The organism is Pseudomonas sp. H2_D02 (assembly GCF_054677635.1).
Genome location: NZ_CP162816.1, coordinates 2,518,173 through 2,533,407, shown reverse-complemented (window position 1 = coordinate 2,533,407; position 15,235 = coordinate 2,518,173). Strand labels below are relative to the sequence as shown.

Genomic DNA, 15,235 nt, shown 5'->3' with positions numbered 1-15,235 from the left:
ATTTTTTCTGAGGTGTTTTGATACGAACCTCCCCGCATGGCGAATGACAACGCCGCCTGAGAGCCGTATCTACTACCGAGAAAAAATGGACATGTCATTACTACAAACCCCCAACCCTCTAATTGACCCGTCACTGAGTCCAGTCCCGTCGCCTGATGAAAAACATCAAGGCCTACTGGGGGACTATGACTCTTTGCTCTCACTGCTCCGGAACACGCAACCCGAAGTACTTGCAAACACCTTGGTGAAACCCAAGCGTTGCTCTCCGATGTACTTGGAGGATGAAGCCGGACAGCGTTCGCTTCAGGCACTGGCGCAACATGAAGATTATCGGACACAGTGCACAAGGGTGGGCGCGCCATACTATCCCTTGACCGTCACCTTGATAGATGGAAAAGCCGTCTATGAAACACTTGCGAGAGACAGCCAGGTCACCGTCGCAATTCCACTGGGCAAAAATCCGGTGTGGGACTTATGGCTTCCCAATATTGAAAAAGCCGCTCGAAAACTGGGGGGCCAAATTCGCCAAAGCAGCGAGGTTACATTCGCAAGAATGGCCTGGTATTACGGCGTACCCCTCTGGGATCCGCTTGATGAAAAACAACGCGAAGACGTGATTCAGGCACTCGAAGAAAAGCGTGCCCGTCACGTGTTGGGACTGGGAGACGCAGTCCGTCTCGACGAACTGGGTCACGGCTCCGCCGTTGAGAACAGATCCGTCGACGATGTGATTATGGAGACGATGCGTGAACGCCTTCCCCACCTTCGTACATCATTACTGGCCCACCTGAGTCCGATAGACATAGCCAGCCTGACGATTCAGGACCTACGAGCAAAGCCATCGTTTTATCTCGAAAAAATCCTGCTTTCAGAAGAGTCCGAGGTGTTGACGGAAGCTCTGTTGCGAGCCTTGAACTGGTACGGCGGTGGTCACGGCGAAGACAGTGCTCCAAACGTACGAATCAAATTGCTGGTCAAAGCCATCGATCTTTGGTTATTAGCGGGCAAAAACGAACCAGATGATGCTATCGCCGGTTATCAATGGCAGGTGCACTCCAATTGGGGCAAGAGCTACGAAGCGATATCGCTGGCGTTCGAGTCACACCTGGTTGCTTCGAAACACGCTTCATCGGTGAATGAATCCATCCTGCTGGCCTGTTTGTATCGCTCATCGTTTCCCCTGGACTTCCAGATCCCTGACATTCCCTCGGAACTGCCCTACAGGAGCTCGACCATCTGGGTCAACTTTGTTCATGGCGTACATCTCGCAAATGCGATTGATCCGATGCTGCTGCAACGACTAAGCGTCCAACAACTGATTAACCTACCCACCGAATATATGGCTGAGGGCAACGCCGAAGATCTTAATCTGGTCTCACTCACAAGACTCCAACCTGCTACGGATTGGGCGGTCACCAATGGCTTCCTTCCCGAACGCACCGATGGAGGCCACTCGCCGCAGGCTATCGAAGAAGCAATGCAAAAACTCGACGAGACTATCGCCCAGTTAAATAGCGCTATCGTCGATCTCGACAAACAGCCGCCCGACAGACTGAAGATGGCAACCCTTGAGCTGACAAAGCTATTTGGGCATACCCGTTTCTTAGACTGGACACTGCTGAGGGAGGCCTCCGCTTTCCCCACCGGGACTCCTACATTTAGAAGCGGCCCGCGAGTCCACTCCTCTTATTCGCTCGTTGATGTGTATGCATCTGGAGAGTTGAGCAAAGCAAAATGGTACATCAACCCGCCCTCTTCGGCATGGTTAACGCTATCTGAAGAGGGAATATTAAACACCAATCTTTTTGGTCGCAAATTTAAAGGAAAAAAACCACAAAATATAGAGCAAACATTCGACAACCAGTTCAAGGATTATATCAAGCTGATTAGCAGCGCCTACCAGCAGTTAATAATTAACTTACTCGCATCGCTTCCTCTGCTTGATCGACGGGCATTGGAATACGGCACCATCAGGCTATACAGCCTTAGACAACCCACTGGGGATATAGGTGGCGTGTTTCAATTACAAGACGAAACACTAGCCTCCCGAGCCCGCTGTGGTTTTATTTTGGAAGCGACTTACCGCGACAACGTAACACACTACGAACTTGTACCGCGAGCGGGTGTGATTCGCCCCCGATTGGATATCATGCCGTACCATTTCAATCCAGGTATTGCACCCCGAACTGAGATAAACCCTGCCCAGCAAATCCAAATCGGCATCCCATTAACGATCGAAGATAAAAATAAACAGCTCCCTTTTGATTGGAATGCTCACGTCAACGGAACCGTTCCCGAAAGAAATATGCAATGCCAAGCCATCATGGACCACATCGGCGGCACATTGGGCAGATTAATGAACAATGATCTTCCCAACATCATCCCTACTACCTTGGAGTCAACCTCCATTCAGTCGATCGCTAATCACATTGCCGACCGCTTGCTTTTTATTGATGAAACAGCGTTGCGCCGCGCCTGTTACGGCCAAACCAAATTTGATACCCAGCAGGCGAATTTTGATAAGGTAGTAAGCGTAATAAAATCATTCGTTCCGTTTTGGGAAAGCATAGAAAATCTGAGATCAGGTGATAGAAGAAAAGTAAATGAAGGTTTGTTTGGTTTATTCGTAGACCTCGCAGCCTTCGCACTTCCCCTTGGAAAGTTTGCGTCCGGCTCCATGAAGATAATCAGTGCGGGCGGCAAACTTACCTTCACGAAAAAACTGCCTTTACTTGCAAAAAAAATAGGCGTTCTCATCAACTCCACCTTGAATCCACTTGATGGTATTCCCTCGCTGCTCAAGGCTGGTGGCGTGAGCCTGTTCAGGCTCAGTAAAAAAGGGTTTATCCGTCTCAAGCGATTAACTGGCAGAGCCGGTCGATACGACTTTCCCCAAGGCGTACCTCAAGCGACCGATCCGGGCCGATGGCGCCCGTTGTCAACGAAAGATCAAATAGCCACAGTCTATGGAATTGAAGATGTCCCGGTGCGCAATATCGCACCCCAAGGCAAACCCGACTTTCGGTTGGTCGACCCTTTTTCCACCAAGCCTTATGGACCTGCGCTGACAGCTGAACGTTCCGAATTGTCGTTGGGGCCCTCCCGATACGACCTGCTGGGCAAAACCGAAACCGATAGTTTCTTCAACATCCCTGACAAAACCCACATAAGAGAGGTATTGGAGGTCAACGGCAGCCGCACCTTTTATTTGGATGATGTTCCCTATCGACTGGAAGACGGCGCCCTGCGCAGAGTTGATACCTTGGATGCCACTAAAAACTTTAGGAAATTGCCATGCCGCTAGATCAAACTTGCAACATTCACTCATTGACCGGTGAAGTCGCCAAGCGCCCTGCCCTGGGAACGGACATTGGAGGCAAAAGCTGGGCGCCTTGGTTTGCCGATGTTCTCGTCGAACCCGTGAGCATTAGAGGCCACGAAGTGTTCTACAAACAAGGGAAGATATATGAAGTCAAAAATGGCAAATATGCGCCCTATAAAGGCAAGCCGGAATGGATCGGCCTGAGTAAAAAAACAGTCAAACCTAAATCAATAGTAGACGTAACGATAGAGTTTCAGACGGGCATATATGCGGGTATCAAGATCACCGGCATCGCCGAGGACATCAACGACATCCGTCGAGTCGGGGCGATCATGGTTCCCGATCTCAACCCGGACTTCAACTATATTTTCGCCAAACTAGATGACAAATACTACGTCCTTAGAAATCTCGCCAAGAATAAATCCGAAACATTGAAGCTACGACAACTGGAATCCAGTGAACTGGCCGAAGGGTATGGAGAGGAACTGAAGCGAATCTATGAGGGGTCGCTTAATGCAAACAATACCGTGCGACTCCACGGAGAAGAACTAGTTAACCAAGCGTTGGAAAGACTTGAAAAAGTTTCGATACCTATCGGCACCACCGCTAACCCTCCGAGGAATATGGATTGGGCCCAAGTCGACACATCTCCTGCCGAAGCCTTGATGTTCGATCAAAGAACCAGGTTGCTAGTCTGTGAAATGCCTGCTGGAACGGCTTTATGGAGCCCCGTCCACCTTTCCCCTCAGAACATACAGAACAAAACAACTTCCATCTTTGGCGACATTTTTAAAAAAAGAGAGCTTTCTATAGAACACGCTATGGGAGAATTAAAAAAAATCCTTCCGGGATCTCAAAAAAACATTGCTTTTGCCGAGGTCACTCTTACATCAGGAAGAGTTGAAATCTATGTCAGTGTTTCCGGCATCAACGACTATACCCGGCATCTCCCCGTATTCCGTGAAGGAAATCAATTGCAAATTGGCGACGTCACCTACTACAACGTGGACGCGCTTAAAGGCGGCACAGATCCCACCTCTCTTCTTCTAACGAAAGAAGGCGAATCGCTGCTAGCGATACCGCACCCCACGGCCGGCAGCTCGCAGACAATGAATCCCATTACGTCCGGCGACAGCGAGAGCAAGCTGATCAGTTATATCAGCGAAAAATATCCGGATAATGGAGATATCCGGTCGATCACTATTGCCACAACCTTGCCGCCATGCGATTCCTGCGCGATTGTGATGAAGGAGTTCGGTCATTTGCGTGGTGCAGATGCCCTGAACGTTACTTGGGGGAAACGTAAGTGTCCGACAAATAGCTAAACTGAATCCTTGGTTGCTATTCCTTAATGCCGCTGCAAATGCCCATAAAGCCTGGCATACAAACCACCATCGGCGATCAGCTGCTGGTGGTCACCATCCTCGGCAATTTGCCCGGCATCGAACACCAGCACCCGGTCCGCCTGTTTCACCGCGGATAACCTGTGGGCAATGATCAGCGTCGTCCGCCCACTCAAGAACCGCGCCAATGCCTGGTGAAGGTTGTATTCGGTGGCCGCGTCCAGGGCGGACGTGGCTTCGTCGAGGATCACCACCCGTGGATCGGCCAACACCATGCGAGCGATCGCCAGGCGTTGGCGCTGCCCGCCCGAAAGCCTGACGCCGGAACGTCCGACAACGCTCTCCAAACCTGCGGGAAGCGCTCGCACCGTGGCGTCGAGCTGGGCAATTTCCAATGCCCGCCAACAGGCCTCGTCGCTGCAGTCGCGGCCCATGGCGAGGTTGGCCCGCACCGTGTCGTTGAACAACGCGGGGTGCTGGAGCACCACCGCGACGTTTTCGCGGATGGTTTCGAGGCCGATTTCCTGCTGCGTCGCGCCACCAAACCGGATGCTGCCGGCCTGGGGTGTGTAGAGGCCCAACAGCAATTGCACCAATGTGCTTTTACCGCCACCGCTGGCACCCACGATAGCGACCTTCTCACCCGGCGAAATGGACAGGTTCAATCGGTTGAGAACCCTCTCCTCACCGTAGCCGAACGAGAGCCCTTGAATATCGATGCCTACGGTGTCGCGCCCCGTGAACGGGTCGACGCCGCCGCTGTACTGCGGCTCATCCGCCCGGGCCAGCAGTTCGTTGATACGGTTCAAGGCTCCGCCCGCCGCGTAAAAGGCGTATTGCAGGTTCAGCAATTGCTCGACCGGGCCGATCATGAACCATAAGTAGCTGAACACCGCCAGCATCTGGCCGATGGACAGGTCGGAAAACAGCACGGTGAGCATGGCCGCGGCGCGAAATATATCGATGCCGAACTGGAACAGTAGACCGCTGGCACGGTTCGAGGCGTCGGTTTTCCACTGCGAGTTCACCGCGTAATCGCGCACTTCCCTGGCGCGCATCCCCAGCCGCCCGAGGAAAAAACCCTGGCGATTGCCGGCGCGCACTTCCTGTATCGCATCCAGTGTCTCGGTCAAGGCCTGGGTGAAGCGCGAGGTGCTGTCGTTTTCCAGTTTCTTCAGGTGCTTCACCCGTTTGCCCAACTGCACCGTGGCGTAGATCACCAGCGGGTTGAACAACAGGATCAGCAGTGCCAGCTTCCAGTGCATCCACATCAGGATGCTGGCAGTGCCCACCAGTGTCAGCATGGCGACCAGGAAGCGGCTAAGGGTTTCGCCAACAAACTTGTCGAGGGTGTCGAGGTCGGTGACCAGGTGCGTGGTCACGGTACCGCTGCCCAGGCTTTCGTATTCCTTCAATGAAATTCGCTTCAGGCGTTCGATCAGCCGGACACGGATGCGATAGACGATGTCCTTGGCCAGGCTGGCGAACAGGCGCGCCTGCAACACGTTGAACACCAAGGCGCAGCAGCGCAGCGTCAGGGTGACCAACAGCATCAGTCCTATATAACCGGCCGCGCTCTGCCAAGCCGTTGGCAAGGCGAGGTTCATGATCTTCAACGCCGCATCGCCGTGGCCCAACAGCACCTCATCCACCAACAGCGGCAGCAGCAACGGGATGGGCACGCTGCACAAGGTGGCCAGCACGGCCACGCCGTTGGCGATCCACAAGGCTTTTTTATGTTTGAGGGCCAGGCGACGGATTTCTGCCCAGCTCAACCGATCGATAGGCGCCGGGGCCGACGCGTTGACGTTGGGCAGGTCATCAGGCACAGGTCGCCCGCTCCAGCCAGCGGCCGAGCAATGGCGCCAACTGCTCCAGGGGCTGGTAGCCATTGGTCAGCAGGGCCAATTGCCCGTCACGTTCGGCCAGCAGCGTGGGGAAGCCAGCGATGCCAAGGTCTTGTACCCAGGTGAAATCCGCAGCGGTGGCAGCGTGTTGGTCGGCACGGTCGAATGCAGCCGCGAACTCGATCCGCGGCAGCCCGGCCTGTTCGGCCAACTCGACCAGGATGCTGGCGCGGGTCACGTCGCGACCTTCGACGTAAAACGCCTGCTGGATCAGCTTCACCAGTTTCCAGGCCAGGTCCGGCGCCAGGCTGCGAGCCGTCACCAACGCCCGGCAAGCAGGCTCGGTGTCGTAGACAAAACCGTCGGGTAATGCCCCTTCAAAGTTGAACGGCTGGCCGGTGGCCTGGGTGACCGCCTGCCAATGTTCAAGAATGTAGCGCCGGGTCGTCGGCTCCAGGGCCGAGCCGCTGCCGGTGCGCAAGCCGCCCACCACCAGGTGCAACTCCACGCCTGCGGCCTGCGCCTGCTCGACCAATGCCTGCGCCACCGGAGCGAAGCCCCAGCACCAGGAACACATCGGGTCCATCACATACAGCAGGCGCGATGCCATGGCTTAAGCCTCGGAGGATGATTGCTTGTAGTTGTAGCCGATCGGGTGAGGCATGTTGCGAGCCTTGGCCAGCTCGATCTGCTTTTGCCGGTCGATGGCGCTGCGACGGGTCTTCTCGCTCAGCTTGTCCCAGCAATGCGGGCAGCTGATGCCCGGCACGTAGTGCTCCGAAGCGCGATCTTCAACGCTTACCGGCGTGCGGCACGCATGACATTGATCGTAGTCGCCTTCGCTGAGGTCGTGGCGCACAGTCACGCGGTTATCGAATACAAAGCAGTCGCCGCGCCATTTGGTTTCTTCCTGGGGCACCTCTTCGAGGTATTTCAGGATGCCGCCCTTGAGGTGATAGACCTCTTCGAAACCTTCACCGAGCATGTAGCTCGAGGCCTTTTCACAGCGAATGCCGCCGGTGCAGAACATCGCGACCTTCTTGTGCCGGCTCGGGTCGAAGTTGGCTTTGATGTACTCGGGGAATTCACGAAAGCTGGCGGTCTTGGGATCGACGGCGCCTTCGAAAGTGCCGATGGACACTTCGTAGTCATTGCGGGTATCGATCAACAACACTTCCGGATCGCTGATCAGCGCGTTCCAGTCCTGCGGCTCGACATAGGTGCCAACCCGCTTGTTCGGGTCCACCCCTTCCACGCCGAGGGTGACGATCTCTTTCTTGAGCTTGACCTTGGTGCGGTAGAACGGCTGCTCGTCGCAGTACGACTCTTTGTGGTCGATGTCGTCCATGCGCGGATCGTTCTTGAGCCAGGCCATCAACCCGTCGATCCCCTCGCGGGTGCCGGAAACGGTGCCGTTGATGCCTTCTTCGGCGATCAGCAGCGTGCCTTTGATGCCGTTGTCGAGCATCGCCTTGAGCAGGGGCTCGCGTAGCTCGACGTAATCTTCCAGGGTGACGAACTTATACAGTGCCGCCACGACAATGGGTGGTGTCATGGGTATTTCTCCAGGTGGCTACCCTCGCAAAGGGTGAACCGGATGCGAAAAAAAACGCGCCGGGTGAGCGGCGCGTTGCGGATTCTAGCAAAAACATATGGGTTGCAGGACTGCAATTGCAAGGCCGGTACATTGCCCTGTGGCGAGGGGATTTATCCCCGCTCGGCTGCGAAGCAGGCGCCAGGCTTCCCTCCGGATGGGCCCGCTTCGCAGGCCAACGGGGATAAATCCCCTCGCCACAACAAGCAACCTCACCACTGGCAATCAGTGCTTGCTACCACCCGCACAGGTCGGCGAAGCCGGGGCCGCGGCGGTCTGTGCCCACTCTTCAGGCGTGTAGGTGTGCAGCGCCAGCGCGTGGAATTCGCCCATCAGCTCGCCCAGCGTGCCGTAGACCTTCTGGTGACGCTTGACCCGATTGAGGCCTTCGAACTGCCGGCTGACCACCACCGCCTTGAAATGGGTTTGCAGCCCACGGCTGTGCATATGGCTCTCGTCCAGCACTTGCAGGTGCTCGGGCTGCAAGAGCCCGAGGGTCGATTCAATGCGTTGTTGCATGCTCATGCGGGGCTCCGCTCAGGGCTTTTTCTTGGCCGGCGCGGCGGCTTTTGGTTCGAGCTCGGCGGTCATGTCCGCCAGCAGCTTGTTGACCACCGGTACGGCGCTTTCAAGCTTGGCCTGGGTCAGTTGCGCCGACTGCTGGGTCAGCTGTGGCATTTTTTCCAGGACTTTCTTGCCCAGGGGAGACTGATAGAAGGACACCAGGTCCTTGAGCTCCGACTCGCTGAAGTTGCTGGTGTAGAGCTTGACCATGTCCGGCTTGAGCTTGTTCCAGCCGATGGCCTGGTCCAGCGCGGCGTTGGCCTTGGCCTGGTAAGTCTCGAGGGTGGCTTTTTTCGATTCCGGAGCCTTGGTCTGCTCGAAGCGCTGGGCAAACATCTGCTGCACTTGCATGTACACCGGGGTACCCAGCTTGTCGGCGTGCGCCAGGGTCAGGAACGCTTCGGCACTGGCGTTGTGGCTGGCGGTATCGGCGAGGACAGGGCCGCTGGCACACACCAGAGCAACTGCGGTACAGATGGCACGAAGACGGGTCATCGAGTTTCCTTATCTAACAGGCGAGGTAAAACCCCAAGGGCGACCATTCTGCGCCTAAAAAACGCCGGGGCTCAACCCCGACCCTTGGCGGGTCCGATTGACGGACCGAACCGCACGCTCCTAGATTGAGGGAACCGCTAACGCCCACCAGGGCCTAAACTGCGCATTCAGCCTTACAGGAGTTTGACCCGATGAGCCGTATCGAAACCGACAGCCTTGGCCAGGTTGAAGTCCCGGATGAGGCCTATTGGGGCGCCCAGACACAGCGCTCCATGATCAACTTTGCCATCGGCAACGAACGCATGCCACTGTCGGTGCTGCACGCCCTGGCACTGGTCAAGAAGGCCGCCGCGCGGGTCAATGACCGCAACGGTGACCTGCCCGCCGACATCGCCCGCCTGATCGAACAGGCCGCCGATGAAGTGCTGGCCGGCCAGCATGACGACCAGTTTCCCCTGGTGGTCTGGCAGACCGGCAGCGGGACCCAGAGCAACATGAACGTCAACGAGGTGATTGCCGGGCGCGCCAATGAGCTGGCGGGCAATCCTCGCGGCGGCAAGAGCCCGGTGCATCCCAACGATCACGTCAACCGGTCCCAGAGCTCCAACGACTGTTTCCCAACCGCCATGCACATCGCCGCCGCCCAGGCCGTGTACCAGCAGTTGCTGCCGGCCATCAGCGAATTGTCCGGCGGCCTCGCGGAACTGGCGGCGCGCCACATGAAACTGGTCAAGACCGGACGCACCCACATGATGGACGCCACGCCGATCACCTTCGGCCAGGAGCTGTCTGCGTTCATTGCCCAGCTCGACTACGCCGAACGGGCGATTCGCGCAGCCTTGCCAGCGGTCTGCGAGCTGGCCCAGGGCGGCACGGCGGTGGGCACCGGGCTCAATTCGCCCCATGGTTTTGGCGAAGCGATTGCCGCTGAATTGGCGGCGCTGTCCGGCTTGCCCTTCGTCACCGCGCCGAACAAATTCGCTGCCCTGGCTGGGCATGAGCCGCTGACCACGTTGTCTGGCGCGTTGAAAACCCTGGCCGTGACGCTGATGAAAATCGCCAACGACCTGCGCCTGTTGGGTTCCGGGCCCCGCGCCGGTTTTGCCGAAGTGAAACTGCCGGCCAACGAACCGGGCAGTTCCATCATGCCCGGCAAGGTCAACCCGACCCAGTGCGAGGCCTTGTCGATGCTGGCTTGCCAGGTACTGGGCAACGACGTGGCCATCGGTTTTGCCGCCAGCCAGGGCCACTTGCAATTGAACGTGTTCAAGCCGGTGATCATCCACAACCTGCTGCAATCGATCCGCCTGCTGGCCGATGGCTGCAGCAACTTCCAGCAGCACTGCATCGCCGGCCTCGAACCGGACGCCGAGCAGATGGCGGCGCATCTGGAACGTGGGTTGATGCTGGTGACGGCGCTGAATCCGCACATCGGCTACGACAAATCGGCGGAAATCGCCAAGAAGGCCTACAGCGAAGGGCTGACCCTACGGGAGGCTGCGTTGCAGTTGGGGTACCTCACCGATGAGGAGTTCGAGGCCTGGGTCCGGCCGGAAAACATGCTGGAGGCTGGCGGGCAGGGCTGAGTTTCATCCAAGGCAGGCAAGCCGCCTTCGCGAGCAAACCCGCTCCCACAGGATCTTTTGGTGGATGCGATATTGCGATCATCACTGATCCACTGTGGGAGCGGGCTTGCTCGCGAAGAACGATGATGCGGTCTAGCGGCTGACAGCCAAACGCTCCCGCCGGGCCCTGAGCCCGGCGATGAGCGATGGGCCCAATGCAACCAGCGCCGATCCCAGCACCACCAGCACCGCCCCGCCATACCCCAGCAGGTTGATCTGTTCGGCATGAACATAATCGGGCCACCACCAGGCCGCCATCGCCACGGCGGCGAAGGTCACCAGCGGCGTGATCGCCAGGGTCGCGCTGACCCGCGAAGCTTCCCAATGGGCCAGCGCCTCGGCAAACGCGCCATAGGCAATCAAGGTATTGAGGCAGCAAGCGAGCAACAACCAGCCTTGCAGGGGACTCAGTTGCAACGCCTCCAGCGGATGGACCCAAGGCGTCAGCAATAGCGCACAGAACAGGTAGATCACCATCATCACCTGCAACGAATTCCATACCGTCAACAGTTGCTTCTGGCCGAGGGCGTAGAACGTCCAGACGGTCGAGGCCAGCAGCACCAGCAAGACGCCCGCGGTGTAGTCGCTCAGGGAGGTCAGCAACTCGGTAAGGCGCTGGTTGAAGAACAGCGCGAAACCGATCAGCAGCACCAGCAAGCCGATGCCCTGCCCCACGCTGAAACGCTCCTTGAACACAAACAGGCTGGCAACGAGCAACATGATCGGCCCCATCTGCACCACCAGTTGCGCGGTGCCGGGACTCAAGCGATTCAAGCCCATCAGGTACAGCACGTAGTTACCCACCAGCCCCAGCACCGCCATCCCCACCAGCCAACCACCCTGGGGCCCGAGCACCTTGCGGCTGGGCAAGCGCCGGGTGGCCGCCAGATAGACGAAGAGCAGGCTGCCGGACACTATCAGTCGAAACCAGGTCACCGTCACCGGGTCCATCACCTGCAGCACTTGCTTGAGCTTGATCGGCAGGATTCCCCACAACAGGGCAGTCAACAAGGCAAGGAACAGCCCGTAGACCCAGCGACCGGACGAAATGTGCATGCAACCCTCGAAGCCAAGACATGAACGCCCATTCTAGGCCCGGATCGATCGGTGCACACAGGCACAGTTGGGCATTCGCCGCTGATGGAATTGTACGGGTCGTAGCCGTCGATCGGCTGGACAGGCGCAAATCGACGACACCACATATGCTCAATTGAGACGACCACGCTGCCCCCCTATGGAGACCCGAAATGCCAGGAACGCGCGCCCAAGATACAGACGCCCCGAAGACAATATTCCGCAGTGACCGGATCTGTCGGGTAAACGGCGAGTTTTATTTCAATACGCGCGAAGGCACCCAGGAAGGTCCGTTCGAGACTCGCGAGGCTGCGGAGCAGGAGGTCGCGGCGTATATCCAACGCATGATGCTGCTGGCCAAACCGCCGGCAGAAAGGTTCGAAGCCCCCGTGGCGAGGGAGCTTGCTCCCGCTGGGCCGCACGGCGGCCCCCTTACGGTTCATCCCCAGTAAAAGCGGCGACTGCTTCGCAGCCGAGCGGGAGCAAGCTCCCTCGCCACGAAAGTCCAGGGGCGGCGCTTATCGAACCGCCTCGAACAACCCCGTCGCGCCCATCCCACCGCCGACGCACATGGTCACCACGCCATAGCGCAGGTTGCGCCGTTGCAGTTCCCGCACCAGATGCCCCACTTGCCGAGATCCGGTCATGCCGAACGGGTGGCCGATGGAGATCGAGCCGCCGTTGACGTTGTATTTCTCATTGTCGATCTCCAATCGATTGCGGCTGTAGAGGCACTGGGAGGCAAACGCCTCGTTGAGTTCCCACAGATCGATGTCGCCCATCTGCAGGCCCTTGGCCTTGAGCAGCCTCGGCACCGAGAACACCGGGCCGATGCCCATCTCGTCCGGCTCGCAACCGGCCACGGTAAAACCACGAAAAAACGCCTTGGGCTTGAGCCCCAGGGCCAGCGCTTTTTCCAGGCTCATGACCAGTGTCATCGAAGCGCCGTCGGACAGTTGGGAAGAGTTGCCCGCCGTCACCGAGCCGTCTTCGGCGAACACCGGCTTCAAGCCGGCCAGGCTTTCGTAGGTGGTATCGGGACGGTTGCAGTCATCACGGTCGACCACGCCATCCAGGATCTGCACGGCACCGGTGTGCTTGTCCTCGACCCGATACTTGACCTTCATCGGCACGATTTCATCGTTGAACAGCCCTTCGGCCTGGGCCCGGGCCGTGCGCTGCTGGCTCTGCAAAGCGTAGCGGTCCTGTTCCTCGCGGCTGACCTGATAACGGCGCGCGACAATCTCGGCGGTCTGGCCCATGGGGAAATAGATTCCCGGCACCTGCTCCTTGAGGAGGGGGTTGATCAGGTTGTCGGTGTTGACACTCTTCATGGTCAGGCTGATGGATTCGACGCCGCCGGCGACGATGATCTCGCTGCAACCCGAGGCGATCTGGTTGGCGGCGATCGCGATGGCTTGCAAGCCCGAAGAACAGAAACGGTTGAGGGTCATCCCGGCCGTGCCGATGCCCAGTTGCGAGAGCACCGCCACGTTACGCCCGATGTTGAAGCCTTGGGCACCCTCGTTGGAACCGGCGCCGACGATGCAGTCCTCGACGCTGGCCGGGTCGATGTCGTTGCGCGCCAGCAACGCGTTGACGCAATGCGCCGCCATGTCGTCCGGACGGGTCATGTTGAACTTGCCGCGAAAGGACTTGGCCAATCCGGTCCGTACGCTGTCGACGATCACCACTTCACGCATGGCGGCACCTCATTGTTGTTATCGGTTAAGAGTGGAATCGAGGATAGATCCACCCCATAACCGAACGCGACAATCATTCACCCCGCGTATGCGTGCCCATCGGGCTAGTTCTTTTTCCGCGCTTGCCTGGCCGAACGCTCGAACGCGGCCTCCAGCGCCTCGTTCAGCGTTCGCAATACCTTGACCCGAGCCCAACGCTTGTCGTTGGCTTCCACCAAGGTCCAAGGCGAAATTTCGGTGCTGGTGCGATCGACCATGTCGCAAACCGCCGAGCGATAGGCGTCCCACTTGTCCCGATTGCGCCAGTCGTCCTCGGTGATCTTGAAGCGCTTGAAGGGGATTTCCTCGCGCTCCTGGAAGCGCTCCAATTGGGTTTGCTTGTCGATCGCCAACCAGAACTTCACGACCACCACGTCGGCGTCGGCCAGCTGTTCCTCGAAATCGTTGATTTCACCGTAGGCCCGCAGCCAATCGGCACGGCTGCAAAAGCCCTCGACCCGCTCCACCAACACCCGCCCGTACCAGGAGCGGTCGAACATGGTGAATTTGCCCCGCGCCGGAATGTGCCGCCAGAACCGCCACATGTAGGGGTGGGCACGTTCTTCCTCGGTGGGCGCAGCAATCGGCACGATGCTGTACTGACGCGGATCGAGCGCCGCCGCGACCCGGCGAATCGCCCCGCCCTTGCCCGCCGCATCGTTGCCTTCGAACACCGCCACCAAGGCATGCTGGCGCATGCGCTTGTCCCGCAGCAGGCCAGCGAACCGGGCCTGCTCGGTGATCAGCTGTTCCTCATAATCGGCCTTGTCCAGGCGCAGCGTCATATCCAGGCTGTCGATCAACGTCACTTGATCATCCAACGCTGGCAACGGTGCCACGTTGACTTTTTCTGCCTTGACCTTCGGCCGATCCAAGGCCTGGCGCAGCCCTTCGAGCAGGATCCGCCCGACCGCGAGGCTGCGGTAACAGGCATCGACGCCTTCAATCACGTGCCAGGGCGCGTAGTCGCGGCTGGTGCGGCGCAGAACGCGCTCGCCGTACTTGACGAACTTGTCGTAGGTCTGTGACTGCTGCCAATCCAGCGGACTGATGCGCCAGCTGTGCAGCGGATCGTCCTTGAGGCTCTTGAGACGGGCCTTCATCTGTTTCTTGGACAGGTGGAACCAGAACTTGAAAATCAGCGCGCCTTCATCGCAGAGCATTTTTTCCAGGCGCTCGGCACCGTTGATCGCCTGGTCGAGCCGGGGGTCTTTGAACTCGCCGTGCACCCGCCCCTGCAACATCTGGCTGTACCAGTTACCGAAGAAAATCCCCATGCGCCCCTTGGCCGGCAACATCCGCCAATAACGCCAGGCCGGTGGCCGCGCCAGCTCTTCATCGGTCTGCTGATCGAACGTACGCACTTCGATCAGTCGCGGATCCATCCATTCGTTGAGCAACTTCACCGTCTCGCCCTTGCCCGCGCCTTCGATGCCGTTGATCAGAACGATGACCGGAAAACGACCCTGCTGGTGCAGCTCGAATTGCGCTTCGAGCAACGCTTCTCGCAGTGCCGGGACTTCGGCCTCATAGGTTTCTTTATCAACGACGTGACCGATTTCGGCGGATTCGAACATGGGCAGCTCCTTCCAGGAATTGGGCAAGACTAGCGGATTGGATGCGCGCCTG

11 protein-coding genes and 1 pseudogene are annotated in these 15,235 nt (G+C 58.1%); 4 read left to right on the top strand and 8 right to left on the bottom strand.

Annotated elements, in window-relative coordinates; all coding sequences use genetic code 11:
- The first annotated feature begins 85 nt into the window (after positions 1-85).
- Both AB4N42_RS11805 and AB4N42_RS11800 read left to right on the top strand, forming a co-directional pair.
- Entirely contained in the window at positions 86-3,304 is a 3,219-nt protein-coding gene (locus tag AB4N42_RS11805) for a hypothetical protein (protein WP_460116224.1), read from the top strand.
- Positions 3,295-4,647: a deaminase domain-containing protein gene (locus tag AB4N42_RS11800; RefSeq protein ID WP_460116222.1), complete on the top strand. Its 1,353-nt coding sequence runs from the start codon at positions 3,295-3,297 to the stop codon at positions 4,645-4,647. Before AB4N42_RS11805 ends, AB4N42_RS11800 begins: the two co-directional genes overlap by 10 nt.
- 23 nt (positions 4,648-4,670) lie before the next feature.
- Here the strand turns inward: AB4N42_RS11800 and AB4N42_RS11795 are convergent, their stop codons facing one another.
- The 5 genes from AB4N42_RS11795 to AB4N42_RS11775 form a co-directional block, all read right to left on the bottom strand.
- Positions 4,671-6,557 carry an ABC transporter ATP-binding protein gene (locus tag AB4N42_RS11795; protein ID WP_323155238.1) on the bottom strand — a complete coding sequence of 629 codons (1,887 nt, stop codon included), beginning with the start codon at positions 6,555-6,557 and terminating at the stop codon, positions 4,671-4,673.
- Entirely contained in the window at positions 6,487-7,089 is a 603-nt protein-coding gene (locus AB4N42_RS11790; RefSeq protein ID WP_187293339.1) for a DsbA family protein, read from the bottom strand. Before AB4N42_RS11790 ends, AB4N42_RS11795 begins: the two co-directional genes overlap by 71 nt.
- Before the next feature lie 36 nt (positions 7,090-7,125).
- The gene (gene trhO / locus AB4N42_RS11785) at positions 7,126-8,067 is read right to left on the bottom strand and encodes an oxygen-dependent tRNA uridine(34) hydroxylase TrhO (RefSeq protein ID WP_030141031.1); all 942 of its coding nucleotides are present in this window, start codon (positions 8,065-8,067) and stop codon (positions 7,126-7,128) included.
- Between the two features lie 264 nt (positions 8,068-8,331).
- Positions 8,332-8,631, bottom strand: a complete 300-nt coding sequence (locus AB4N42_RS11780) for a BolA family protein (protein WP_030141032.1) — start codon at positions 8,629-8,631, stop codon at positions 8,332-8,334.
- A gap of 12 nt (positions 8,632-8,643) precedes the next feature.
- Positions 8,644-9,165: a DUF2059 domain-containing protein gene (locus AB4N42_RS11775; RefSeq protein WP_030141033.1), complete on the bottom strand. Its 522-nt coding sequence runs from the start codon at positions 9,163-9,165 to the stop codon at positions 8,644-8,646.
- Positions 9,166-9,356: 191 nt separating this feature from the next.
- Here AB4N42_RS11775 and AB4N42_RS11770 point away from each other — a divergent pair, with 191 nt between their 5' ends.
- Positions 9,357-10,751 (top strand): class II fumarate hydratase, encoded by a 1,395-nt coding sequence (locus tag AB4N42_RS11770; RefSeq protein ID WP_030141034.1) that lies wholly within the window; start codon positions 9,357-9,359, stop codon positions 10,749-10,751.
- A gap of 132 nt (positions 10,752-10,883) precedes the next feature.
- Here the strand turns inward: AB4N42_RS11770 and AB4N42_RS11765 are convergent, their stop codons facing one another.
- Positions 10,884-11,846 carry a DMT family transporter gene (locus AB4N42_RS11765; RefSeq protein WP_217860045.1) on the bottom strand — a complete coding sequence of 321 codons (963 nt, stop codon included), beginning with the start codon at positions 11,844-11,846 and terminating at the stop codon, positions 10,884-10,886.
- A 191-nt stretch (positions 11,847-12,037) separates the two neighbouring features.
- Between AB4N42_RS11765 and AB4N42_RS11760 the strand changes: the two are divergent.
- Positions 12,038-12,226, top strand: a pseudogene (locus AB4N42_RS11760) (DUF6316 family protein); the annotation flags it as partial.
- 156 nt (positions 12,227-12,382) lie between these two features.
- Here the strand turns inward: AB4N42_RS11760 and AB4N42_RS11755 are convergent.
- The gene (locus AB4N42_RS11755; RefSeq protein ID WP_030141037.1) at positions 12,383-13,567 is read right to left on the bottom strand and encodes a thiolase family protein; all 1,185 of its coding nucleotides are present in this window, start codon (positions 13,565-13,567) and stop codon (positions 12,383-12,385) included.
- A gap of 104 nt (positions 13,568-13,671) precedes the next feature.
- Positions 13,672-15,183 (bottom strand): polyphosphate:AMP phosphotransferase, encoded by a 1,512-nt coding sequence (gene pap, locus AB4N42_RS11750; RefSeq protein ID WP_460116221.1) that lies wholly within the window; start codon positions 15,181-15,183, stop codon positions 13,672-13,674.
- Positions 15,184-15,235: the final 52 nt, after the last annotated feature.

Bases quoted from the DNA above. Each gene is read 5' to 3' on its own strand.
- AB4N42_RS11805 (WP_460116224.1), top strand. From the start codon at position 86: ATGGACATGTCATTACTACAAACCCCCAACCCTCTAATTGACCCGTCA.
- AB4N42_RS11800 (WP_460116222.1), top strand. From the start codon at position 3,295: ATGCCGCTAGATCAAACTTGCAACATTCACTCATTGACCGGTGAAGTC.
- AB4N42_RS11795 (WP_323155238.1), bottom strand. From the start codon at position 6,557: ATGGCTACCAGCCCCTGGAGCAGTTGGCGCCATTGCTCGGCCGCTGGC.
- AB4N42_RS11790 (WP_187293339.1), bottom strand. From the start codon at position 7,089: ATGTGTTCCTGGTGCTGGGGCTTCGCTCCGGTGGCGCAGGCATTGGTC.
- trhO (WP_030141031.1), bottom strand. From the start codon at position 8,067: ATGACACCACCCATTGTCGTGGCGGCACTGTATAAGTTCGTCACCCTG.
- AB4N42_RS11780 (WP_030141032.1), bottom strand. From the start codon at position 8,631: ATGAGCATGCAACAACGCATTGAATCGACCCTCGGGCTCTTGCAGCCC.
- AB4N42_RS11775 (WP_030141033.1), bottom strand. From the start codon at position 9,165: ATGACCCGTCTTCGTGCCATCTGTACCGCAGTTGCTCTGGTGTGTGCC.
- AB4N42_RS11770 (WP_030141034.1), top strand. From the start codon at position 9,357: ATGAGCCGTATCGAAACCGACAGCCTTGGCCAGGTTGAAGTCCCGGAT.
- AB4N42_RS11765 (WP_217860045.1), bottom strand. From the start codon at position 11,846: ATGCACATTTCGTCCGGTCGCTGGGTCTACGGGCTGTTCCTTGCCTTG.
- AB4N42_RS11755 (WP_030141037.1), bottom strand. From the start codon at position 13,567: ATGCGTGAAGTGGTGATCGTCGACAGCGTACGGACCGGATTGGCCAAG.
- pap (WP_460116221.1), bottom strand. From the start codon at position 15,183: ATGTTCGAATCCGCCGAAATCGGTCACGTCGTTGATAAAGAAACCTAT.